Annotated in this window: 30 protein-coding genes; 4 read left to right on the top strand and 26 right to left on the bottom strand. The window is 63.6% G+C overall.

The window, feature by feature from the left end; translation table 11 throughout:
* Nucleotides 1-465, bottom strand: a 465-nt coding sequence (locus WS69_RS11655; RefSeq protein ID WP_197419241.1) for a baseplate J/gp47 family protein, incomplete at its 3' end; no start/stop codon positions are given.
* Nucleotides 462-815, bottom strand: coding sequence for a hypothetical protein (locus tag WS69_RS11650; RefSeq protein WP_059470932.1), 354 nt, complete (start codon nucleotides 813-815; stop codon nucleotides 462-464). The genes WS69_RS11650 and WS69_RS11655, both read right to left, overlap by 4 nt.
* A 61-nt stretch (nucleotides 816-876) precedes the next feature.
* On the opposite strand from WS69_RS11650, the gene WS69_RS11645 reads away from it, so the two are divergent.
* Both WS69_RS11645 and WS69_RS11640 read left to right on the top strand, forming a co-directional pair.
* Nucleotides 877-1,155, top strand: a complete 279-nt coding sequence (locus tag WS69_RS11645; protein ID WP_059470931.1) for a type II toxin-antitoxin system RelE/ParE family toxin — start codon at nucleotides 877-879, stop codon at nucleotides 1,153-1,155.
* 17 nt (nucleotides 1,156-1,172) lie between these two features.
* Entirely contained in the window at nucleotides 1,173-1,472 is a 300-nt protein-coding gene (locus WS69_RS11640) for a HigA family addiction module antitoxin (RefSeq protein ID WP_043296407.1), read from the top strand.
* Between the two features lie 190 nt (nucleotides 1,473-1,662).
* Here WS69_RS11640 and WS69_RS11635 read toward each other — a convergent pair whose 3' ends face one another.
* Entirely contained in the window at nucleotides 1,663-2,403 is a 741-nt protein-coding gene (locus WS69_RS11635) for a Gp138 family membrane-puncturing spike protein (RefSeq protein WP_059470930.1), read from the bottom strand.
* Between the two features lie 8 nt (nucleotides 2,404-2,411).
* Here WS69_RS11635 and WS69_RS11630 point away from each other — a divergent pair, with 8 nt between their 5' ends.
* Nucleotides 2,412-2,858, top strand: coding sequence for a hypothetical protein (locus tag WS69_RS11630; RefSeq protein WP_059470929.1), 447 nt, complete (start codon nucleotides 2,412-2,414; stop codon nucleotides 2,856-2,858).
* On the opposite strand, the gene WS69_RS11625 is transcribed toward WS69_RS11630, so the two are convergent.
* The 4 genes from WS69_RS11625 to WS69_RS11610 all read right to left on the bottom strand — a co-directional run bounded on the left by WS69_RS11625 (nucleotide 2,855) and on the right by WS69_RS11610 (nucleotide 5,550).
* The gene (locus tag WS69_RS11625) at nucleotides 2,855-3,853 is read right to left on the bottom strand and encodes a phage protein (protein WP_059470928.1); all 999 of its coding nucleotides are present in this window, start codon (nucleotides 3,851-3,853) and stop codon (nucleotides 2,855-2,857) included. The two genes, WS69_RS11630 and WS69_RS11625, sit on opposite strands and share 4 nt — an antisense overlap.
* Nucleotides 3,854-4,270: 417 nt before the next feature.
* The gene (locus tag WS69_RS34105; RefSeq protein ID WP_059470927.1) at nucleotides 4,271-5,083 is read right to left on the bottom strand and encodes a phage antirepressor KilAC domain-containing protein; all 813 of its coding nucleotides are present in this window, start codon (nucleotides 5,081-5,083) and stop codon (nucleotides 4,271-4,273) included.
* A complete protein-coding gene (locus WS69_RS11615; RefSeq protein ID WP_059470926.1) occupies nucleotides 5,083-5,340 on the bottom strand; it encodes a hypothetical protein in 258 nt (85 codons plus the stop codon). The genes WS69_RS34105 and WS69_RS11615 overlap by 1 nt, the downstream gene beginning before the upstream one ends.
* A gap of 24 nt (nucleotides 5,341-5,364) precedes the next feature.
* Nucleotides 5,365-5,550, bottom strand: a complete 186-nt coding sequence (locus tag WS69_RS11610; protein ID WP_197419240.1) for an Arc family DNA-binding protein — start codon at nucleotides 5,548-5,550, stop codon at nucleotides 5,365-5,367.
* 141 nt (nucleotides 5,551-5,691) lie between these two features.
* Here WS69_RS11610 and WS69_RS35280 point away from each other — a divergent pair, with 141 nt between their 5' ends.
* Nucleotides 5,692-6,141, top strand: a complete 450-nt coding sequence (locus WS69_RS35280; protein ID WP_059470924.1) for an Arc family DNA-binding protein — start codon at nucleotides 5,692-5,694, stop codon at nucleotides 6,139-6,141.
* On the opposite strand, the gene WS69_RS11600 is transcribed toward WS69_RS35280, so the two are convergent.
* The 19 genes from WS69_RS11600 to WS69_RS11520 form a co-directional block, all read right to left on the bottom strand.
* Nucleotides 6,131-6,442 (bottom strand): phage baseplate plug family protein, encoded by a 312-nt coding sequence (locus WS69_RS11600; protein ID WP_059470923.1) that lies wholly within the window; start codon nucleotides 6,440-6,442, stop codon nucleotides 6,131-6,133. The genes WS69_RS35280 and WS69_RS11600 overlap by 11 nt on opposite strands.
* On the bottom strand, nucleotides 6,439-7,014 hold the full coding sequence (locus WS69_RS11595) for a phage baseplate protein (RefSeq protein WP_059470933.1): 576 nt from the start codon (nucleotides 7,012-7,014) through the stop codon (nucleotides 6,439-6,441). The genes WS69_RS11600 and WS69_RS11595 overlap by 4 nt, the downstream gene beginning before the upstream one ends.
* Nucleotides 7,015-7,028: 14 nt before the next feature.
* Entirely contained in the window at nucleotides 7,029-9,029 is a 2,001-nt protein-coding gene (locus WS69_RS11590; RefSeq protein WP_059470922.1) for a hypothetical protein, read from the bottom strand.
* Complete coding sequence (locus tag WS69_RS34100) at nucleotides 9,022-9,165, bottom strand: DUF6889 family protein (RefSeq protein ID WP_175984561.1); 144 nt, start codon at nucleotides 9,163-9,165, stop codon at nucleotides 9,022-9,024. Before WS69_RS34100 ends, WS69_RS11590 begins: the two co-directional genes overlap by 8 nt.
* 47 nt (nucleotides 9,166-9,212) lie before the next feature.
* Nucleotides 9,213-9,761 (bottom strand): phage tail assembly chaperone, encoded by a 549-nt coding sequence (locus WS69_RS11585; RefSeq protein ID WP_059470921.1) that lies wholly within the window; start codon nucleotides 9,759-9,761, stop codon nucleotides 9,213-9,215.
* A 2-nt stretch (nucleotides 9,762-9,763) separates the two neighbouring features.
* The gene (locus tag WS69_RS11580; protein WP_059470920.1) at nucleotides 9,764-10,207 is read right to left on the bottom strand and encodes a phage protein; all 444 of its coding nucleotides are present in this window, start codon (nucleotides 10,205-10,207) and stop codon (nucleotides 9,764-9,766) included.
* Nucleotides 10,208-10,219: 12 nt separating this feature from the next.
* Nucleotides 10,220-11,695, bottom strand: coding sequence for a DUF3383 domain-containing protein (locus WS69_RS11575; RefSeq protein ID WP_059470919.1), 1,476 nt, complete (start codon nucleotides 11,693-11,695; stop codon nucleotides 10,220-10,222).
* Nucleotides 11,696-11,704: 9 nt separating this feature from the next.
* The gene (locus WS69_RS11570) at nucleotides 11,705-12,301 is read right to left on the bottom strand and encodes a phage neck terminator protein (RefSeq protein ID WP_059470918.1); all 597 of its coding nucleotides are present in this window, start codon (nucleotides 12,299-12,301) and stop codon (nucleotides 11,705-11,707) included.
* Nucleotides 12,302-12,305: 4 nt separating this feature from the next.
* A complete protein-coding gene (locus tag WS69_RS11565; RefSeq protein WP_059470917.1) occupies nucleotides 12,306-12,677 on the bottom strand; it encodes a hypothetical protein in 372 nt (123 codons plus the stop codon).
* A gap of 60 nt (nucleotides 12,678-12,737) precedes the next feature.
* Complete coding sequence (locus WS69_RS11560) at nucleotides 12,738-13,214, bottom strand: hypothetical protein (protein ID WP_059470916.1); 477 nt, start codon at nucleotides 13,212-13,214, stop codon at nucleotides 12,738-12,740.
* A gap of 28 nt (nucleotides 13,215-13,242) precedes the next feature.
* Nucleotides 13,243-13,623 carry a DUF4054 domain-containing protein gene (locus tag WS69_RS11555; RefSeq protein ID WP_059470915.1) on the bottom strand — a complete coding sequence of 127 codons (381 nt, stop codon included), beginning with the start codon at nucleotides 13,621-13,623 and terminating at the stop codon, nucleotides 13,243-13,245.
* Nucleotides 13,624-13,687: 64 nt separating this feature from the next.
* A complete protein-coding gene (locus WS69_RS11550) occupies nucleotides 13,688-14,170 on the bottom strand; it encodes an STY1053 family phage-associated protein (protein WP_059470914.1) in 483 nt (160 codons plus the stop codon).
* Between the two features lies 1 nt (nucleotide 14,171).
* On the bottom strand, nucleotides 14,172-15,263 hold the full coding sequence (locus WS69_RS11545; protein WP_059470913.1) for a DUF2184 domain-containing protein: 1,092 nt from the start codon (nucleotides 15,261-15,263) through the stop codon (nucleotides 14,172-14,174).
* Between the two features lie 69 nt (nucleotides 15,264-15,332).
* Nucleotides 15,333-15,839: a structural cement protein Gp24 gene (locus tag WS69_RS11540; RefSeq protein ID WP_059470912.1), complete on the bottom strand. Its 507-nt coding sequence runs from the start codon at nucleotides 15,837-15,839 to the stop codon at nucleotides 15,333-15,335.
* Between the two features lie 9 nt (nucleotides 15,840-15,848).
* A complete protein-coding gene (locus WS69_RS11535; protein WP_059470911.1) occupies nucleotides 15,849-17,321 on the bottom strand; it encodes a DUF2213 domain-containing protein in 1,473 nt (490 codons plus the stop codon).
* A gap of 145 nt (nucleotides 17,322-17,466) precedes the next feature.
* A complete protein-coding gene (locus WS69_RS11530) occupies nucleotides 17,467-17,988 on the bottom strand; it encodes a hypothetical protein (RefSeq protein ID WP_059470910.1) in 522 nt (173 codons plus the stop codon).
* Nucleotides 17,989-18,378: 390 nt separating this feature from the next.
* Entirely contained in the window at nucleotides 18,379-18,552 is a 174-nt protein-coding gene (locus WS69_RS33190; protein ID WP_156438063.1) for a hypothetical protein, read from the bottom strand.
* 1 nt (nucleotide 18,553) lies between these two features.
* Complete coding sequence (locus WS69_RS11525; RefSeq protein ID WP_059470909.1) at nucleotides 18,554-19,309, bottom strand: phage head morphogenesis protein; 756 nt, start codon at nucleotides 19,307-19,309, stop codon at nucleotides 18,554-18,556.
* Nucleotides 19,306-19,932, bottom strand: a 627-nt coding sequence (locus WS69_RS11520) for an anti-CBASS protein Acb1 family protein (RefSeq protein ID WP_156438062.1), incomplete at its 5' end; no start/stop codon positions are given. The genes WS69_RS11525 and WS69_RS11520, both read right to left, overlap by 4 nt.

Below are 19,932 nucleotides of genomic sequence, written 5' to 3'. Positions count from 1 at the left end.
GCGAGCGGACACGTCGCCGATCGTCGCGCACGTCGCCGTGACGGTGATCGTGCCGCTCGGCGGGATCGTCACGGTCGTTGGCAGCATCCACTTCACGCCGTTGCCGTCTTTCGCAGCACCGTTCGTGATCGTGGCACCGGCCTGCCCGACGAGCACGAGGTCGGCGCTCGAGTACGACGCGACCTTCCGTGCGATGCCGTTGATCTTCACGTTGCTCGACAGCGCCGCGCCCTGTGCTGTCGCGGGGCTGAACGACTGGTAGAGAGCGATCGCGACCGCGTTCACGTCGCTGATCGCCTTGGCGAACACGCCGATCAGCTGGCCGTCCTGGCTGTCGGGCTCCAGATACGTGTCCGCACCATAGATGGCTCGGTACCGGTCCTGCATGTAGGAAAACGCTTGAGCGTAAGTCGGCGCCGTGATGCCGTTCGCGTCGATGATGGGTGCGAGGGTCGTGAGAGTCACAATGCCGCCTGTACCGTGGTGGTGCCGTAGATGGTGTTGATCGTCGCGGCGACCGTGAGCGTGCGCGTCTCCGGGTCAACCGAGCTCGAGTAGCTCGTGATCTCGGTCACGCCCTGCGTGCCGAGGATGCACTGGCGGATCGCCGCGTCGTAAGTGCCACTGGTGAACTTCCCGAGCACGTCGGTCGCCCATGGCATGCCGGCCGTCGTGTCGAGGAACCATTCGCCGCGCAGCAGGCGAAGGCGCGTCAGCACGGCCTGCGCCACGGCCTCCGACGTGTTCGCGAGGAAATCGGCCGCGCCCCCGCCGAACGTGTAATCCCCGCCCGGATCCAATCGTCTGTATCGCATTCGTACCCCAAAAACGTTAGTAACGTTTGACGTTATTAACGCATTGCGTTATCATCAATCCATGATTACATCGTTCAACTGCCGAGATACTGAGGCGCTGTTCAATGGCAGGCGGGTCGCCCGCTTCGTCAATTTCGAACGCGTCGCGATTCGCAAACTCCAGCAGTTGCACGCTGCGGCCGATCTGGACTTCCTTCGCATCCCGCCGAACAACCGGCTCGAAGCGCTGAAAGGCGACCGACAAGGCCAATTCAGCATCCGCATCAACGACCAGTGGCGTATCTGCTTCAAGTTCGTCAATGGCCGCGCCTCGGATGTGGAAATCGTCGACTACCACTGACCAACCCGGAGAAAGTCATGACCCGAGAAGTACCCCTGGCGACGCCCGGTGAAATCCTGGCGGAAGACTGGCTGGAGCCGATGGGAATCAGCCAATACGCTCTCGCGAAGGCAATTAGCGTCCCGGCTCGTCGCATTAACGAAATCGTGAAAGGCGACCGTGCCATCACGGCCGACACCGCAGTGCGCCTTGGCGCGTTCTTTGGCGTCGATCCGCAGAGTTGGATGAACCTCCAGACGCATTACGACACTGAACTCGCCAAGGAAAAGATCGGCGACGATGTGCTACGTGAAATCCGCGAGCACGCGCACGCCTGATCCCCCGTTCCATAAACGACAAACCCCGCTTCGAGCGGTAATGCCGTTCAGTTAAGCGCGGTTCGCAGCGGCCTAGCCTTGCAGAACCAAGGAAAAAGGCCGCTCCGGTATTAATCCGGAGCAGCCTTTTTGATCTTAACTGAACGGCATTACCGCTTCGAGCGGGGTTTTTTTATTCGCGATCTGACGATCAGTTGACCGGACCCGTGTTGCCACCCTGCGCATCCGGGTGCGTGTGCGTGTCGTCGACGCGCTTGCCGTTCGCAGTGATCTGGCCGATCACGTTCAGGATGCCGTTGAACACTGCAGCGGCGCCGGTCGCCGCGCTGCCGACCATGCCGCCCACGAACGTCAGCAGGCCCGTGATCGTCACCGCGGCCGAGAACGTCGACAGCGGCGCGACGACGTCGAACCCGCCGGGCGCAACGATCTTGACCTTCTTCAGCGTCGGGTTCAGGTCGATGTACGTCGCGCCGTCGTCGCTGCGCAGCTGCGTCGAGCTGCCGCTAACGCCGGCGAGCGCGCGCGGCCGCGATCGGAAGCCGAGCAGCGCGAACCCGTCCGACAGGTCGTGCATGCGCAGCTCGGCCTGCTCCTGCACGCCGCCCGACTGCCACCACGCGTCGATGCAGCGCGAGGCGAACACGACCAGGCACTCGTCGCCCGGCTTCACCGGGAACGTCAGCGTACAATTCCCGCCAGCCGGGAACTGCACCGGGCAGTCGACCAGCAGCGGCAGCGCGACGCTGGTAAGCGCGCCATCTGGGCCGCGCGCTCGCGCCTTCAGAGCCGGCTGTACACTGCAAGTCAGGCCGCCGGCGTCGAACGACTGAATGATGCCCGGCAGAGCCGTCCAAATTTCCGAGCGCTGACCGCGCAATACCGCGCGCAGCGAGGCCAGCGGGTCATCGACTCGCTCTTTTCTGTCCATGGAGAAAAATGAAAAAGACCAGCTCGATTTTGGCGATTGCGGCAACCATAGTCACCGGAAACGCATTCGCAGCCGATACTGAAGCCTATGTGCTCGCCAGCAAGCCCCCGGCGTATGGAATGATCCCAGCGGCAAACATGATCTATGCGCTGATGTTGAAGGATCCCTGCCTGCTGCCGATTGCCAATGCAAAGAACATGCACATGGCGGCGATCTTCAACAACAAACTGCGCCCCGATCACCCCGATATTGGCTGCTGGGGCCGCACTCTTCATCCATCAAAAGCTGAGGTGTTTGTTATCGGGCCAACCGGGGAAATCAGCTCTGGTATGTCTTTGACGGCGTTCGTAAGAGCGACCATCAACCGCGATGGAGATGGAACTGCGCTGGGACCCGCGATTACGTCCGAGGATTTTCGGAAGAACATCGACGAATATCAGAAATCGACTCGTTAGCCATACGGCTTGATCACATCGAGTTTAGGCGGGACGGGACCCGAAATTCCCTGCTCGGCCTTGGTCAACAGATCGACATCGATTGGGGTGGCATCTACAGCAAGACAGATCGCTTCCGTATACCAGTCATTGCCTCGCGTGTCACCCCAATGCTCGTTCGTCATCACGTAGTAGTAGCCGTCGGTTTTTTCGGGGCTATTGATCTTGTTTTGACCAGCAATAGCACCGTTCTCGGCTTGCTGTTTGTTGTTCAAACTGAACTCATACTGCTGAACGCTACGATTATCCAACTTGATGAGTCGTCCAATCTTGATGCTCGGGTTCAACAGCATCTTCACTGTGATGCCGTTCTGAGTTTGCTCGGGTAGTCCGACCATACCGGATTCAGACGTAATCGACGGTATATCGCCAGGAACGTATGACGTTTCGGGAACCATCTGCAATTTGCCATCTTGAATCGACCACAGCGTCTGCGTCGAGCGCGCAACAGTTTCAAGATGATCGCGCGCCATTCCGAACATCACCTTGCCGCGCGGCAGCGGGCGACCGCCGAGATCTGGCCGATAGCCCTCGGCTACGCCGTACTGCCCCATCGCGGCGGTGCACACCTTCACGTGATCCTCGGGCGTCGAGCCTGCCGCAAGCGTCGTGTTGACGATCGCGAAGTTGTACGCCATATCGCCGTCGGCCGCTGTGATGTCGAGGTATGTGTCGGTAGGGCTCTCGCGTCCGCGACGCACCTGAATCAGCGACCCGTCGAAGATAATCCCGAAGTTGCCCTCGTAGCCAGCCTGCAAAACGACGCGCGAGAACTCGCGTTCAACCTTCTGCGCCGTGTTATCCGAGACGTTGTAGACCCGGATCCGCGCCGAGTTCGGCGTCTGGAGGTCGCCGCGCTGCACGCGGAACGTGAACCGCAGGCTAGACAGGTCAACGGCATCGCCTGTGTCCTGTCCGACGATCAGTGACGCTTTGCGACCGAATTGCTTCGCCATTTCCGCCTCGCGATAAAAAGGCCCTCGGGAGCTCCGAGGGCCAAAGCACAACTTTGATTTTACGCAGGCACGTAGGCTAAACGCCCAGTCGCTCTCGAAATTCGATACGTGGCGAGCACGTGATACGAATTCCTCAATACAACGTAGTCGCCATCCTTACGTCTTTCCGCGCCACAACATCCGATTGCCGGCTGCATTGTGACAAGTCCCTCTCGATGGCACCGGCGGAAGTACGCACGAAACGCCCTGCTAATTTCATCTTTCAACATGATCGCTCCTTTGAAATAACGGATGCGCATAGCATCCCAAAGAAGCGGGGCCGATCGTTCGCTCCGGTGCACGTCGAACCCGCTCATGCCATACCTCACCGCATAGATCCGCCGCGGCGGAAATCCGGAGCAAATGCAATATACCCGATCAATGGGGCGCTGAGCCCCGATTCTCACGATTAGCGTACCCGGTGGCGCGCCGCATTCTGATCAGATCACGCGGCACCAGTTCCCCGAGCCTCGTGAGCCCGCGCATCGTGATGCGCACCTGCTCGCTGACGCGCTCCTCGCCTGTTGTTCGATCGACGTATGGCGTGCTCTTGTGAACCAGATAACCGGCCTGCTGCTTGTCGTGGTACGCCAGCCAGCCTGACTTGCCGGCGCGATGGTAGATCCATCCATTCGCGTTCAGCCATGCGGTCAGCTTGCTCGGCTGCATCTGCAGATTGCTGGCAGCGTCGCGGATACACAACGAGCCTTCAGCGTCGGCAATCCGTTCGAGCGTCTCGACTTTCGGCGCCTGCTCGGCCACCTTGGCATCGAGCGCCTTTTTCTCCTGCTCGAGTGCAGCGCGCCGCTCGAACTGCTCGGCCCAAGCGCGTGCGGCCTCTGCCGGATTCGCGAAATTCGGGAGCGACGGCGCCGCGACCTTAGCCCCCGACACCATCTCGTCGTAGGCCCGGATCACCTTCAGGTGGAATGCAGGGCTGATCCACATCGCGTAGGCGTAGACCAGTTCCTTGACGACGAACGTTCCAAGCCCTTGTTTTGACTGGATTCCTCGAAAGTGAGGAATCTCCCTCTCCATCTCCGCAGCGAGATCGGTCGTCTGCTGCATGCGGAGCCAGTTCGCCGGCTGGTGTTTCGCCTCTCCACCGCTTGCCCGATGCAGATCATTCAAGCAGTACCGCCCTTCGGCGTCGGTACGAATGGCAACGCCAGCGATCGTGAGCGCGTTCATCAGTGCACCTCCCGGCTGGCAAGAGCGATGCTGTTCAGGCCGTTGAACGCAAAGTGGGAGGTGCGTTCCGCGACCCACTGCCCGAGCGCCGCGAGATCGACCGCAACCTTAGGCGAAGTAGCTGCCGTCGCCTCGATGGCCGCGAACAGCGCCGATGTGTAACGGGTCTGGTCGTCAAGCAGCGACGAGAGGTCTCGGGACTGCGACTCGATTTCGCCAGCCTTGCCAATGTTTGCTGCCGTGCTATCATTTGCCATGACCTTTGTTCCTTTGCTAGGGGTTCACTGCGTCACCAACGCCTGACCGGTTGCCGCCGGTTGGGCGTTTTCTTTTTGGCGGCTAGCTTCGAGCCGCTGGATGATTTCGTTGTTCAAGCTACGGAAATTTTTCTGTGCCTGTTCCGTGAGGTACTCGCGGAGTTCGGGCTGCATACGCAGGCCGAACGGGGCAATCTGATACGCTTTCATCATTCCTCCGTAAGATAGCGAGTCGCCATACACACATACTAGCGAATCGCCACTACAACATCAATACATATAGTGGCGAGTCGCCATGATTTCTATCTATGGCGAGTCGCCACTACAATAGCGTCAATCAATGGAGCATCTATGAGCGACGATAAGGATTTCCCGTCTGATAAGGCCGACAAGTTCGTCGTCCGCCTCCCCGACGGTATGCGCAATCTGATCGCAGAGTCGGCGCGCAATAACAATCGATCGATGAACGCCGAGATCATCAGTCGGCTAGCCGAGTCCTTTGTGCAAGAGCAGCACGCGGAGAAGTTCGGGCATCCCCACGCGCCTGCGCCGCCCGGGGTCAACGTCGTCTTAGACTCGCGCGGTTACCCGATTTCATGGGATGAAATTCATGAGCACCTTACCGCGATCCGTAAGACGGGCAAATTCAATGTCGTGGCGATGCACACCTCCGTCATCACGCCCGAGCTGATCAGTTCGAGTGAACGTGCCGAACAGGCAGAAGCCTTGGCCGAGTTTTACAAAGGCAAGCCGGCCGCAAAGCGCCTCCGTCGCACGAAACCTAGTGGCTCTAGCTCGTAACCCAGAAGAGATGCGATCCGATGCCGAGGTCATCGTACGTCGGAACGTCGTCAGGACTTTCGGCGCCCTGAACCCACAACCGGCCGGCAAAACCCAGATGTCGGTGTTGCGCCAGCAGGTCGACGCCCGCGACGAGCGGGATGCCGTTCACGAGCGGCGTGCCGCCGGCGTCCGCGATGTCGAGCACCCAGCCCGCGCCGCCGGCCGCCCGATACTGCACGGTCATCCGGTAGTCGACACCGCTCAGCGTCACAGTGAAGCGCTGCGGCTGCGGCGACAGCGGGATCTCGTAGACATTCATACCCAAATCTCCGGAGGTGCCGCGCCGCCCGGTGCCGGCGTCGCTGGTGTTGCCGCCTTGACACCCGCGTCCTGCGTCTCGGCCGTCGCGGCCGGGTTCGCTTGGTTCTCCCGGGGCGGCAGCTTAGTCACCTGCGTCTCGACGATGATCACCTGCTTGCAGGTGGCGGTAACCATCAGTGCGCCCGACGTCTTCACGTCCGTCACGACCGAGAGTCCCTGCAACAGCATGTTCGAGTACTTCCGCCGTGACGTGACGATGTCGAAGGGCTGCCGATCGCTCTGAAGCTTCAGCAGTTGACTGTAGATGCCGTCGATGTAGCTACCCGACGTCATCGAACCAGATCCGTCGCTCACGAACCTCTTGATCGCGGAGCCGAGCAGCGCCGCATAATCAGCGTTGCTCCAGCCGCACTGGATCACAACCTCACGTGGCTTCTGGTACGCGTGGTCGTTGACAGGTGCGCCTTTCTCGACCGGATGCTCGGTGATCACAAGCTCGTCGCTATACCGCTCTTCGATAGTCGCCGAAATCGAGATGTCACCGAGCTTCTTGGTCGCGAGCAGGATCATGTCGAGGCCAAGGTTCACGTCATCACTCCCTGCATGTTGCGCATCGCCCCATCGGCAACACCTTTCTGCTCGCGAGCGACGGCGCGCGCGGTGGCGTTCGGATCAGCAGTTCCTGTCACCTGAATCTTCACGTCCTGATTGAGCGAGATCGACCGAGCACCGGCGCCGGCAGTCACGGCGGCCGGCCGCTGATACGTCGCACGAGCGTTGTTCAACGCCGCCTCCGCCTCTGCCCTGCTGATGCTCGCGCGATTATTTCCCTTGCCGGCGTAATGGCTGCGGCCTGTGTCCGGATCTGCCACGCTCGCCCATTCACGAGACATCGCGCGCAACGCAGCCAGCACATCGTCGCTGCGGCCTTCGATGTAATCCGCGATCGCGCGCCGCTTGTTGCGCACCAGGTACTCGCTGAAGATCCGGTCCTGCAGCCTCCGGTCGAACATCTCGCTGCCGTTCAGCTTCATCGCGCTCGCAGCTTCGGACAACGTGCCCCCGATGATCTGGTAGCGACCAGCAGCGTTGAACTGGCCGGCGCGCTGCGCCGCCATGACCTGCGCCAGCGTCATACCCTCGAGGTTCTCTGTCCCGGACCGGTATCCGCCGCGCGCGCCGCGGTTCACGCTGTTGTAGTCGCCCTCTCCACGCGCGATCAGCCGGCCGAACGCCGTGTCGGCAAGCTGCGCCATCGTGCTGGCGACGCCGGCCGGCGCGCCCGCTGAAGCCGACGCCTGCGTGGCCGCCGTCGGCGCGCCGCGCGGTGCCGTCAATCTGGCGCCGCCGCCACCATCCCTCCTAACGCTGTCGAGTTCTTCCTGCGTGTACCCACCTGTCGCGTCGAGCCCGCGCCGATCCTTTCCGGTCAGGAAATCCCAGATCGATCGGAATTTTCCGCCGGACGCCTTCGAAATCCACCCGTCAACCGAATCGCGCAGCGCATCACCGATCTTCCAACCGGCGAACGCCGCTCCCGCGATGGCCGACAATCGCCCCAGCAATCCGATCAGCGAACCTATCTGACCGATGACGCTGGAGATGACGCTCGCGGCGCCAGTGCCATTGGCTCCCATCGCGCGGAGCGCCGCCGCGGCCTTCCAGATCCCCTTGGCGATCCGGAACACCCCCAGCGCCTTGAGCGCGAAGCCAAGCAGCAGGATCTTCGTCGACCAGCCGTTCGTCCCATGGTCGAGCTCAATGAACTTGTCGGCCAGCCACGCCAACGGCGGCCCCATCACCGCGGCAGCCTTCAGCACTGCGTTCGCGATGTCAGCGATTCGATTCGCGATCTGCTCGCCGTGCTCATCCATCCACCGCTGAAACCGCTCAAGCTGCGGGCCGATCTTCTGCAGCATCGCGCCTTCAACGCGGATGCCGAGGTTCTCGAACGTCGTACCGAGCCCGCGCAGCTGCGTCATGAAGCGGTGCGAGTCCTCGGCCGCCTTGTCCAGGCCGGTCGTCTTCGACATCTCGCGGTACTGCTTCAGGAGCTTCTCGAAGTCCCCATTGCGCATCGCGAGCATCAGGTTCTCGTCGATGCCGAGGATGTTCCCGTACTGGCTCGCGAGCCACGTCGGCTTCTTCGCCAACGCGCCGCCGAGGTCCGACATGATGTCGACCGTATCGCGCAGCTCGCCGTTGGCGTTGCGCGTCTGCACGCCGAGCGTCGCAAGATAGCCCTCGCCGGCCGGGTTGTTGCGCAGGAAGCGCGCGAGGTTCTCGATCGTGCCCGTCGCCGCCTCGGCGGAGACACCCATGTTCCTCGCGGCGAACTCGAACCCGCGCAGGTTGCTCGCCGACGCGCCGGTGCGCTGCGACACGAAATACAGGCGCTCGAGCTTCGACGCGAATGCCGCGACGCCGGCGCTCACGGTGAGCGCCGCGCCGGATACCGTCGCGATCAGCTGCTTGACGCCCTTTGTCGTGCCTTCGACGCCTTCCTTGAAGTTCTTCAGGCCCTTCTGGTCGACCTTGAAGCCAAGGGCCACCAGGAACTCGCGGATGACGACGGTATCAGCCATTCTCTCTATCCATCTTGCGGCGGAACGCCGCTTCGTTGTCTGCCCGGACGGCGAGGGAGTCGTTCATCAGCGCGACGTCGGCCAGGCCGAGCGTTCCGTCGAGCAGCGACTCGTACCGGCACATCTGCGCGTGCACCGGCGCGAGCAGCCAGTCCTCGCCGCCGGGCAGCGTGCGGATCCAGCCTAGGTCGCCGCCGGGCTGCTCGCTTGGCTGGTAAGCAACCCGCTGATAAAAGGGCCGAGGTTCGCCACTACAACGCGCACGACGAGCGGCAGCATCACGTCGATGCCGATGTCGTCGAACATCGCCGTCTTGTGCACGACAGACCACACCTTCGCCCAGCCCGCGCCCTGACACCGTTCGACGACAGACAGGCACGTGCCGAACACGTACTCGGCGTCCTCGTCCTTCAGACCGGCGAGCGCGTCGGCGAACGGTTGGAGCACCGGCGCAACCGCGTCCACCAGCGACAGCAGATCGCGCGACTGGTCCGCCGCGGGAGCCGCTGCGTCGAGTGCCGGCGCCCCGCCGACCAGTGCTGCAAGCGCGCTGTTCGCGCGCGCCTGGTCGCGCGCGGCATCGGCCTGTTCGAGTTCGGCATAGAACTTCACCAGCACCGGGATCATCGGCGGGATGATCGGCGCGATGCGCCGCGATACGTGGAACTGCTGCATCGCACTCAGCTTGCCGATCGCGTACCGCCCGCCGTTGAGTTCGATTTCGGTCGCCATGGTCAGTACGTCCCGAGAATACGGTCGATCTTGATCGAGTCGAAGACCCACTCGACAATGTCGCCATCCTTCGCGTACTTCAGGTCGGGCACCTTCTTGAACGCACAGCTGCGCGCGGTGGCGATGTCGCCCGAGACGGATTGACCGACCTCGATCAGGTTCTTGCCCCACAGGCGGCTGTCGAGCGACTGCGCGTCGTAGAGCGCCATCAGCTTCGCATTGATCGGCGCCGTCTTGAGGTAGCGCAAGGTCACTTGGCCGGACTTATCGGCGTGAAGGCTGTGCATGCCCTCGCCGTCCGATCCGATCGTCATCGTGTTCTTGTCGCCGGCGGCCGCCAGCGTGATGCCTTCCTCGGCCGTCGCCTCGCCGTAACCGAGAGAGAAGACGCCGCCGGGCCCGACGAGCGTCGCGTTGACGTCTTGAAACGAATAGGTTCCCGACATGGGATTCTCCTGTTACCGGTTGACGTTGACGAGGATGTCGACGCTGTGAATCGCGCCGGCTTCCTTCGCGGCGACCTGGAACGTCACGGCCTTCCGCGCCTCGCGATCCGCCTGCGACTGCGTCGCGATCGGCGGCGCATACACGTAGTAGCCCTTCGCCAGCGTGTCGCCCTGATTCAGCGCGCCGAAACCGCCCGAGTTCCAGACGCCAGGCGCGAGGTAGCCGTTGTTCACTGCGGCATCGCACGACGACGAGATCTTCGCGGCGATTTGCGCGTTGCCGCCGTCGGTCTGCGGGATCTTCGTCGGGCTCTGGTACAGCAGGTTGTAGACGTCCGTCTCGATGCGGTTGCGGAACCAGATCGCGTTGTAGACCGAATCCGCGAACAGGCCGCTCGGCGTCACGCCGTACTGGATGATCGACGTGTCGTTGCTGTAGTTGACGAAGACGTTGCAGTTCTTCGCCTGCAGCGTATTGGCCTGTGTGCTGGTCAGCTGCTCGGCCGCAACGCTCGGCTCCTGCTTGAACATGAGCGTGATCGTCGTGTTGTTGCCGTTGAAGTTCACCGTCAGCAACCGGCCCAGCAGCGCCGAGATCGCGTACGGCGTCGAGCTCGAGTACTGCACAACCGTGTACTTCAGCTTCAGCACCTTCAGGCGGCTCGCGAGGTCAATCGAGACCGTCGAGTCGAGCGTCTGCGGGTTCTGCGTCGTGATCCCGTAGATGTGCCGCTGATCGGCCTCGATCAGGTTCGCGACCGCGACATGCTGGTCATCGGTGATCGAGGCATCGGCGAAGTCCAGGCCGAGGAACTGGTTGGCGAAACGATCGAGGAAGATCGCGACCGCGTCGACCGGCTGCTCCGGCGCAATACCGTCCGCCGGCGTGCCCGCGAGGGTGCTCGTCAACGCCAGCATCGCAGAGATGTCCATGCCGCTGGCCGGCGCGATCGCGTAGCCTATCTTCGACGACGTACCGGTCGTACTGGACGTGACGACGAACTGCGAGCCGTTCCACACGATCGTCGCGCCGGTCAGCGCCGCGCCGATCACCGTCGCGACGCCGTTCAGGTTCGTCTGCGCGGAGAAGTCGAGGCCCGACACGGTCTTCGTCGTACCGTCGACCGGAATCTTGAACGCGCCGGTCGTGACAGCCTTCCAGGCGTTGATGTCCTGCTGAGCAGTCGACAGCACGCCGCCGCGCAGCGAGCCTGCCGTCGCGGTCTTCGCCCAGCGGCCGATGCACACGCGCTGCGGCTGGGGAACCTGGTTGAACGCGAGAACCGCCGCGAGGTATTCCGGCGAATTCGTGCCAGCATCGGCCGCGACTTCGCCGATGCTGCCGTACGATCGCAGTCGCTCGTTCGTGTCGATGAACGAGGATGCCCCGAGAATGAGCATTGTGTTCAGGTCCGCGCCCTGCGCCGCGAGCGGCGACATGTTGATCGTGACGTTGATCAGGCGCGATACCGGCAATCCGTTGGACATGCTGGTCCCCTACGAGTGGATGTTCGAAACGCCGGACACGGGCATCGACGAGTCGGTCGTCGTCGCCACGGTGGCCGACAGCAAATTGAGGACCGCATAGGCCCGGGTGATCTTGCGGCGCAGCGTCACGGTCATGTCGTAGCGCCGCACCCACTGCTGGTTGACGAGGTCCGGCGCCGCGCGAATCGAGCCGGCGCCGACGAATGCCATGTCCTGCAGTTGGAGTTGCTCGCGGTTCTGCGGGATCGCGAGACCGTCGGCAAGCCGCTGCGCGTAGCCTTTCGCGTGCGGCCCGTAGAACGTGCACAGGACGTCGATGTCCTGGTGCCGGATGTACGTGTCGTGGTCGTGGCCGTCGCCGGTGCCGTCATGCTGGATCGCCGGTCCGGCGTCCGGCTCCTGCTCCTGAACGCCGAACGCGCACCAGTCGACGCCGGGCTCGGGCTGCTTCGGTACGGTCGGCTGCCAGCGCGGCCGCACGAGGTCGCCGGGCAGCGCCGTGACGCCTGCGATCAGGTCGTGGACTAGATCGTCGAGGGCATCGTCCTCGGCCGGCGGCGCATCGACGGCTGGCGCCAGGTATCCGCCGGTCGAGCTGTCGGTCATGGGGTCATCCCGAGAGAGGTTTCAGGTCGCACGTGGAGCAGACGAAGCCACGGCCGAAGTGCGAGTAGTCGTTCACGTTGACGACCGTGTATGTCCGGCCCGACCACACGATCTCGTCGGCGTCGCGCCCGGCGCTACCGTCAGACAGCCGGAACATCGTGTGCAGGGTGATCGAACCAATGATTCGGCTGCCGTCGGCGTTCCGGTGCAGAATGTCGCCCTTGTCGCTAGTCACGACGGCCGAGAACGGCGTCGCCGTCACGGTGTTGTGCGCGCGTCCGTGCTCGTCGGTCGTCTGCGTCATGCGGTTGCAGATCAGGCCCATGTCCATGAAGTCGGGATCGAGCAGGACGTCGGTGACGTCAAGGAAGGCCATTGCTGGCTCCAATGCAAAAGGGCCGCGCGAGGCGGCCCTTGGGGTCAGGAAAGCTGGAAACTACTTCTTGCGGACCACGTAAGTGATCGAGTTACGGTACTGGGCGGTATCGACCAGCGTGTTCTCGCGCATGACGCCGCGGCGCCGGCGTGCGGCCAGCGTCGAGTCAGAGAGCTTCGGTTGGATGTTGCTGTTGATCTTCGCGCGCACCGAGTTCTGCGCGACGAGGCCGGCGCGATTCAGGCTGCGCTCGACCTTCTCAAGGTCGCCGTCGAGGGCCGCTTCGACGCCCTTCTGCAGTTGCGGCTCGAACTTCGGCCGCGCGTCCTGCACGCCGGGAACCAGATGCGGCCGCGCCGGTAGGTTGTTCGCCGGCGAGCCGTTCTCGAGGATATAGCCGATCTCGGCGTTGCTCAGCGGCTCGCCCTGGTCCTTTCGGCCCGCGGTGCTGTCGGGCACGCCGACAAGCACCTCTTTCTGCACGAGCCCGGCGATCGACCTCAGGATCTCGTCGAGGCGGTCGAATGTCATGCCCATGGGGTTCTCCCGATGGGCATCGGCGGCGTTACAACTGAATGCCGCCCGCGCCCATCATCTGTGCGAGGCTGAGATACCGGATTCCGTACATCGTGCCGTTCCAGAATCCGCCGTCCTTGATCGCGACGGCTGCGGTGTCGTAGCTGGTGCTGACCTTGTCGACGGACTTCGACGACTGCGGCCCGGTCACCTGCCCGGGCACGCCGCCAATCGCCGCCGTCTTCTGATCCTTGGCAGCCAGCGCGAGGTGGTGTGCGGTGACCAGCGCGACGCCCAGGTCAGTCAGCTCGCCCCAGCGCTCGGCGTTGACGAGCGAGACCGCCACGGTCAGCCAAAACTGCACGAGCGGGTCGGAAAACGTCGTTGCATCGAACTCAGGAAACGATTGCCTGAACTGTGATACGTCCACGGATCACCTCATCGAGTGTGCGGGTGCCCGGCGCGCACCGATCCGGCGCGCCGCCGGGAGGTCATTATGCCTTCTTCCCGCTTCCGGACTTCTGCGTCGCGCTGTCGGATACGCCATCCTTCGCGGCGGTGCTCGCGGCATCCTTCTGCGCTGCCTCGAAAGCCGCGGCGCGCGCAGCAAGATCCTGCTCGCTCGCAGTCACCGAAGCTTCACGCGTATCGAGCGCTGCCGCGCGCTCGTCGAGCCCCTTGCCGACCGCATCGAGCTCGGCGCGCAGCTTCTCCAGGCGATTCGACTCCGCCTGCAGCTCGGCTTTCGCCGACGCGATCGCCGCGGCCTCGGCGGCGGCTTGGGCCGCTGCATCAACTTCCGACGGTGCGCCATCAGCGACATTGGCCGGCATCTGACCGATGTGCGCCTTCGCATACCAGTGCTCAGCGATGTAGTCCTCGACATCCTGCACGCCGGCCTGGATCGCACGCACGACCTCCTCACCCTCGTGCGTCAGACGAATCGTGAACGCCTTGAGAACGTTGACTTGTGCCATGTCAGATCCCGTCCCGGTAAGCAGCCGTCGTGCCGTAGCGCCACTCGACGCGACCGATACGCGACCAGTAGGTCGTGATCTGGAACAGCGAGCGGTATTCGAGCGGCGTGCGCTGCAGATCCGTCATCGGGAACTGGACGTACTTCTTGTCGCTGTTGTACGCGACCATCCGGTCCACGGTACCGAGCTGGCCCTGCGTGCCGCCGGCGCCCGCGCCGATCAACCACTTCAGCTCGAGGATTTCCAGCGGCGTACCCTGCTGCGTGCAGATGTTGTTCTCGAGCAGGTACGTCAGGATCGACTTGCTGCCGGCCGTGCTAATGAGGCGCGCTGCGATGCCGCCGAGCGTGGCCGGGGGCAGCATCAGGCGGTTCGGCTTCACCTTCCAGCCGGAGGCTTGCCAGGCTGACGTCAGGATCTCGTTGACGTCCTTCAGGATCTCGTCAGGCGTCTTCGTATTCCACTGCGGCGAGCCGCCCGCGCCGTTCGCGACGTTCGAAACGCTCCCGACGGCGCCGATCGAGTTCACCAGGCCGGTGAAGTTCATCTGCGGATCGCCGTAGTAGACGATCTGGTCGAGATCCATGTTGCGCTTCATGTTCATCGCCTCGACCTTCTGCGAGTCGATGGGCATGCCGAGTGCTTGCGACTTCACGAGCTCGGGCACCGTGTACTTGACCTCGGCGCCCCAGAGCAGCATCGGCTGTGCGGTCTTGCCGATATCGACCGACGGACCCGCCAGCGCGTTGCCCTCGTTCGAAATCCAGTTCAGACCGTTCGGGTTGATGCCGCCGCTCATTCCGAACGCCGAGTTCGTGAACGACGCAACCTCGTCGGCCGCCGAGACGTCGCTGCGAATGTAGATATCGCGCGACCAGGTGTACTCGACGAGCGGCTCGTTCAGCGTCTGGTCGAGGCGTTCCAGCTGGCCGACGAGGAACGCGCCGGTCGAGTCGATCGTGGCGCGGTCGTAGGTGTACTGCTGGTCCTGCGTGCGCGCGCGGATCAGTCGGCGCGTCGCGTCCGCGACGGCCGCCGACATCGGGATCGACGCCCCGGCCCGGCGCAGGTGCTTCAGTTCGGACATGTCCATGTAATGGCTCCAGAAATGCAAAAGCCCCGCGGTTGCGGGGCTTCGGGTGAAGCGCTGTTCAGCGCCGGATCAGATGTTGACGGCGATTTCGGCGACGCCGTACGAGTCGGCCGGCCCGGTGAAATACCAGTTCGACGGCATCGCGATGGTGTTCGTGCCGTCAACCGCCGCCTCGAAACCACCGAGCGGTTTGCCGGCGGCCGCCGCGGCAACGCGCACGTATACCGTGCCGTTCTTCGTGGCCGGCGCGGTGCCGCCCAGCGTGGCATTGAAGTAGCCGCGCTTCAGGATGTCGGTCGGACCGCTGGTCGGAGGCGTCGACGTGCCGAGCGGATCGTTGCCGTTGCCCTGGATCGGGTACGCGCGCAGGTTCACGCCGTAGACGAGCGCCGCGGTGTCGGCCGCGTTGTTGATCGGCTGGATCTTGCCGTTCACCATCTTCACCGGCACGCCGAACGCCGTCGGCGGGGCCGCCGAGTCGATCAGTTGCGTCTCGATCGTGGCGACTTCGGCACGCTGGAGATCGCCGGCGAAGCCCGCCGGCATGCGGAATTGATAGGCTTGATACGAGGGCATGTCGGCTCCTTACTTGCGGTTCTTCCAGAATTCCGCGTGGACTTCGTTGATGTCTTTCCGCCCAGCCTGAGCGGAGTCGCTCGTCCGGCGCTGCAGTACACCTGAGTTCTTGCCGCGCACCAATTCGGAAGCGGCGTTGAAGAACGCCTGAACCGCGTTGCACGGCATGCCCGAGATGTCTGCGCCGCCGGTCACGGCCTTGACCGCTTCGGCGTTCTCGTTGTCCATTGCGGCGCGCAGCGCGCGGCGGCGCAACACGCAGATCGCGTCGACCGTCTTCTTGCGCACGGCCTTCGCGTCGAACGTCGGCAGGCGTACACCAGGGGCGAGAATCTCGGCGCGCGAGAGCGCGTCCTGGAACTCGTCGCGCAGTGCCGTGCTGTCGCCGGTTTTCGTCCCGCCCTTGCCGTCATCGCCGCCGGCGCCCGTGCCGTCGTTGTCGGTCGTCCCGGTTCCGTCGCCGAGGTCATCGTCATCGTCGCCAGTCGGCGTGCCGCCGCCCTCGAGCTTCGTCACGCGCTCGGCCAACGCCTTGACGCTTTCCGCGACGCCGTTGATTGCGGCCAGGACTTCGGCATTGCCTTCGCCCGCGCCGGCGGCTGGATCTTCATCACCCGTGGGCGCGACAGCCGGCTTCGCCTCGGACGCGCCAGGCATGTGGATGTGAATCTGCGGCTGGCCGTTGCCGGACTCGTCGCCGCCCTCGTCGCCGGTCATTTCATTCGCGGCCTTCTCGAACGCGTCCGAGTCGCGAGTCATGAACGCCTTGCGCAGCTTCTCGAGCAGCGTCGACTGCGCGGGCTTCTTGTTTGCCATGCTGGAATCTCCTGTCGGGAGTAGGTTGGAAGCGCTATCCCCGATGGAACACACGGGGCCACAGCGGGCGTTTTTCACGAGTGCGACGTGGTTGCCCACGATCACCACCTGTCGCGCCCGCCCAGGCGCAATCTGTTCGTAGTCAGCGTCGTAGCCGTTGCTGACCTGGTCGAGCGCGTCCGGGCCGTCGCTTTGCACGCGGCGGATCGCCTCGGCGTCCTTGATCAGCAGGTCGGCCAACATAAGGTCCGACTGAGCGCCCTCGCCGCGCCGCACGTTGCGCACGTCGCCGCGGGTCACCGACATGTAGTTCGCCGGCGTCACGAAATCCGGCGGATGGTCGATCGTGATCGGCTTGCCCTCGAAGCTGGCGAGCGTCTCGGGGCTGAACAGCACGTCGGCGGTGCGCTCGGCGACGATCACTCCGTCCTTCGCTTCGAGCTCGGGAAGCTCGAAATACGCGTAGTCCTGCGAGCCGACGCGCGCGATCGGCACCTCCTCGCAGAGCAGGAAGCCTTCGGGCGTCAGCGAGCGCCGCGTGCCGATCTTCTCGGCCGTAAACATGCCTGACGCGGTCACACCGTCGCGGGTATGCGCGCGAGCGCGCGCCGCGCCGCCGCCACACGCACATGCGTGGTCGGCCGTCGGAATTCGAATAGTCGGCATCGGGGTCAAGGATGGAAGTAAGTCGATGATTCGGAAGGAAATTCGCAAGTCACCGAGAACTGGCTATAATCAAGGCTGGGACGGTCGCCGGAGGTGAGCCGACTGCCGAAAGGCAGGGGGTGCCTTATTTAAACGACGACCGGCCCTATCCCCCCTCCCGCACCAGGCCTTGGTTGTAGTACCGATGGCCGTCGTAGAACACCTTCACCGTAATCACCGCCCGATAGCTCTTGCCGTCCAGCTTGAGCGGCGCCGAGTAGGTTTCCACCGCCTTCACGTTCGGATCGCCGCGCTTGTCCGGCTGCGAGTCGATCAGGCGCGCCTTCGTCAGCAGGTCCGGCAATGCAGGAATCGAGCGGAGCACTTCGTCGTGACCGGTGGCCACGGTGTGCCTGATCCCGCCGTTCGTCACCTCGATCTGGTTTCCAGTCGCCTGGTTCTTGAACTTCTTCCCTGCGAACTGCTTTCCGTAGGCAATCGCCTTTTGGCGCAGCTCCTTCATGCTGGTGAAGTCGCCAAGCTCGTCGCCTTTCAGCGACGTTGGTGCGGCCGCCGCTGCCCCGGTGCCACCACCTGATCCGAACTGGCCGTTCGCAGCGCGCGGATGCTTCGATTCCTCCCACGACGCGTCATACGTGTGGAGGTAGATATGCAGATGCTTGGGCATTGATCAGTCGGGTCTAACGGGCTCGGCCCGGCTGCTATGAAGTGCTCGCAATTGCTTGGCGTTCAGCGTTCGACGATGGTTCGAATTCCGCGCATTACGACGCGGCGAACTCGCTCGTAATCGGGCTCGCTTCGAGTGAGCCAGCAACACACGATCAATGTCCGGATGTACAGCGGCAGCCACCATGCGGTGTGCACGCGAAACGTGAATACGTGGGTCGTCGTGGTCAATTGCTACCCCAAACAATGCCCACCAGGCGGTGGCGTCTCCCGGCACGGACGTAAATGCACCGCCCGAGAATCTGTAGATGCGCGAGGTCGCCGTGCCGCCGGTACGTCAGCAGCCCGGGAACTCGGAAAATGAAGGGCTTCATGGCTATCCGCCTCGCGCCTATTTCGCAGGAAACCGTTCGGCGATGATGGCGCTCAGTTCCTGCACCCATTCCGCCGGGACGGGCAGGCTTGCGTCGCTGTAACGCTCGATCGCGCCCAGAATCTCTTTCATGCGGCGTTCGTCGTGGATGTACTTCGGCACAAGGCCGAGAGGTGGTTTGGCGTAGTTCATATCAGCCCTTCGGTAGCACGACCTCTGCCCAGCACCGGCAGTTGTAAATACAACCCGGATGCGAACGCACGCCCGACCTCTTATCGGCAACCGGCGGCTTGTCCCACGTGAAGAACTTGCCTTCCAGCTCGCGATGGTCCTCACGGACGTCCGAATCTCCGGAGGTTCGCCAGAAGTAGCCAGGGCTTCCGACGTCGAGCGCGCGCGCCTCGGTAAGGGTCGCGGCCGTCCGACTGACCTCGGTTCTCGCGATCGTGTCGGCCCGGCTTTTCGCTACCTGTCCAGACTCCTGAATCGCCTTCGAGATCTGCGCGGCGCGCGTGCCGTCGACGATTCCTTCGAGCGTGAGCCGGTGCACGCGCTCGGCTGCATCGAGCGGGATCGACTTGATCAGCCGGACCTGCTCGGACAGGAGCGCGCGCATCGTCTCGCCGGTGGCCGCACCGCGGATCTCCTCGCGCAGCGCGCGCGACATGTCGGCGGCCTGCTTCATCCACATCTGCTCGTCACGCCGATTCAGGTCGGCGATCATGCGCGCCGCCGTCGCTTCTGCCCACGGCGCCAGCGCCTCGGCGTACCGACGCAACAGCTCCTCGATCGTCGGTGCATACGACGCGTCATCGGCCGGAAAGCCGTTCACGAGCACGCCGACCTGATGAGCGATCTTTCGCAGCTGGCTGCCGTACTGCCGCTCGGCGCCGCTCAGCCGAACCGGGTTCTTGCGCCGGTCGCGCTTTCGATCGAGGGTGAGGATCATCGACGTCGGAAAAGCCTGCGAAGCAGAGAATCGTTCGTGCGCGCGGCCGCGCCCGGCGCCGGGCCGAGCGGAAGCGCCGGATCGATTCCCGGGGGGTCCTCGCCCTGTTCGTCGCGCTCGGCCTGCTCGATCGCCTCGTCGGGAATGTCGCCGAACATGCCGGTGTCGGGCGACGACGCTTTCAGCTCGCGCATGCCCTGGCTGCGCGGAATCAGGTCGGCGTCGACAGCCTTCGTCACCGAGTCGACCGTCTTGTTGCCGATCTCCGCCTTCTCCGCGGCCGACATCTCCTGCAGCGGGTTGAACTCGTACGAGAAGTCCTCGGGCAACGGCTGCCCGATTTCCGACCGGCACATCACGTCGAGCAGGCCGTGCAGCGGGTTGCGCATCCGGCGCTCCTGCCGCGTGTGCACCTTCTCGTGATACAGCAGGCGCGACCCTTCGCCGGTATCGCTCAAGCCGGCCGGCTGCTGGCCGAACAGGCGATCGAGCGGAATGCCGGTCGCGCCGCTGAGCTGCATCGCGAACTGGAGCAAGACGTCGGATAGCCCGCTGAACGCGTACTGGTGCGTCTCGAACTTGTCGGTCGCGTCGATGAGGGTGATGCCCTCGTTCGACTGCCC

This window comes from Burkholderia sp. BDU5 (assembly GCF_001522845.1).
In the GTDB taxonomy this organism is placed as follows: Bacteria; Pseudomonadota; Gammaproteobacteria; order Burkholderiales; family Burkholderiaceae; genus Burkholderia; species Burkholderia mayonis.
This window is presented reverse-complemented; position numbering and strand designations above follow the sequence as displayed.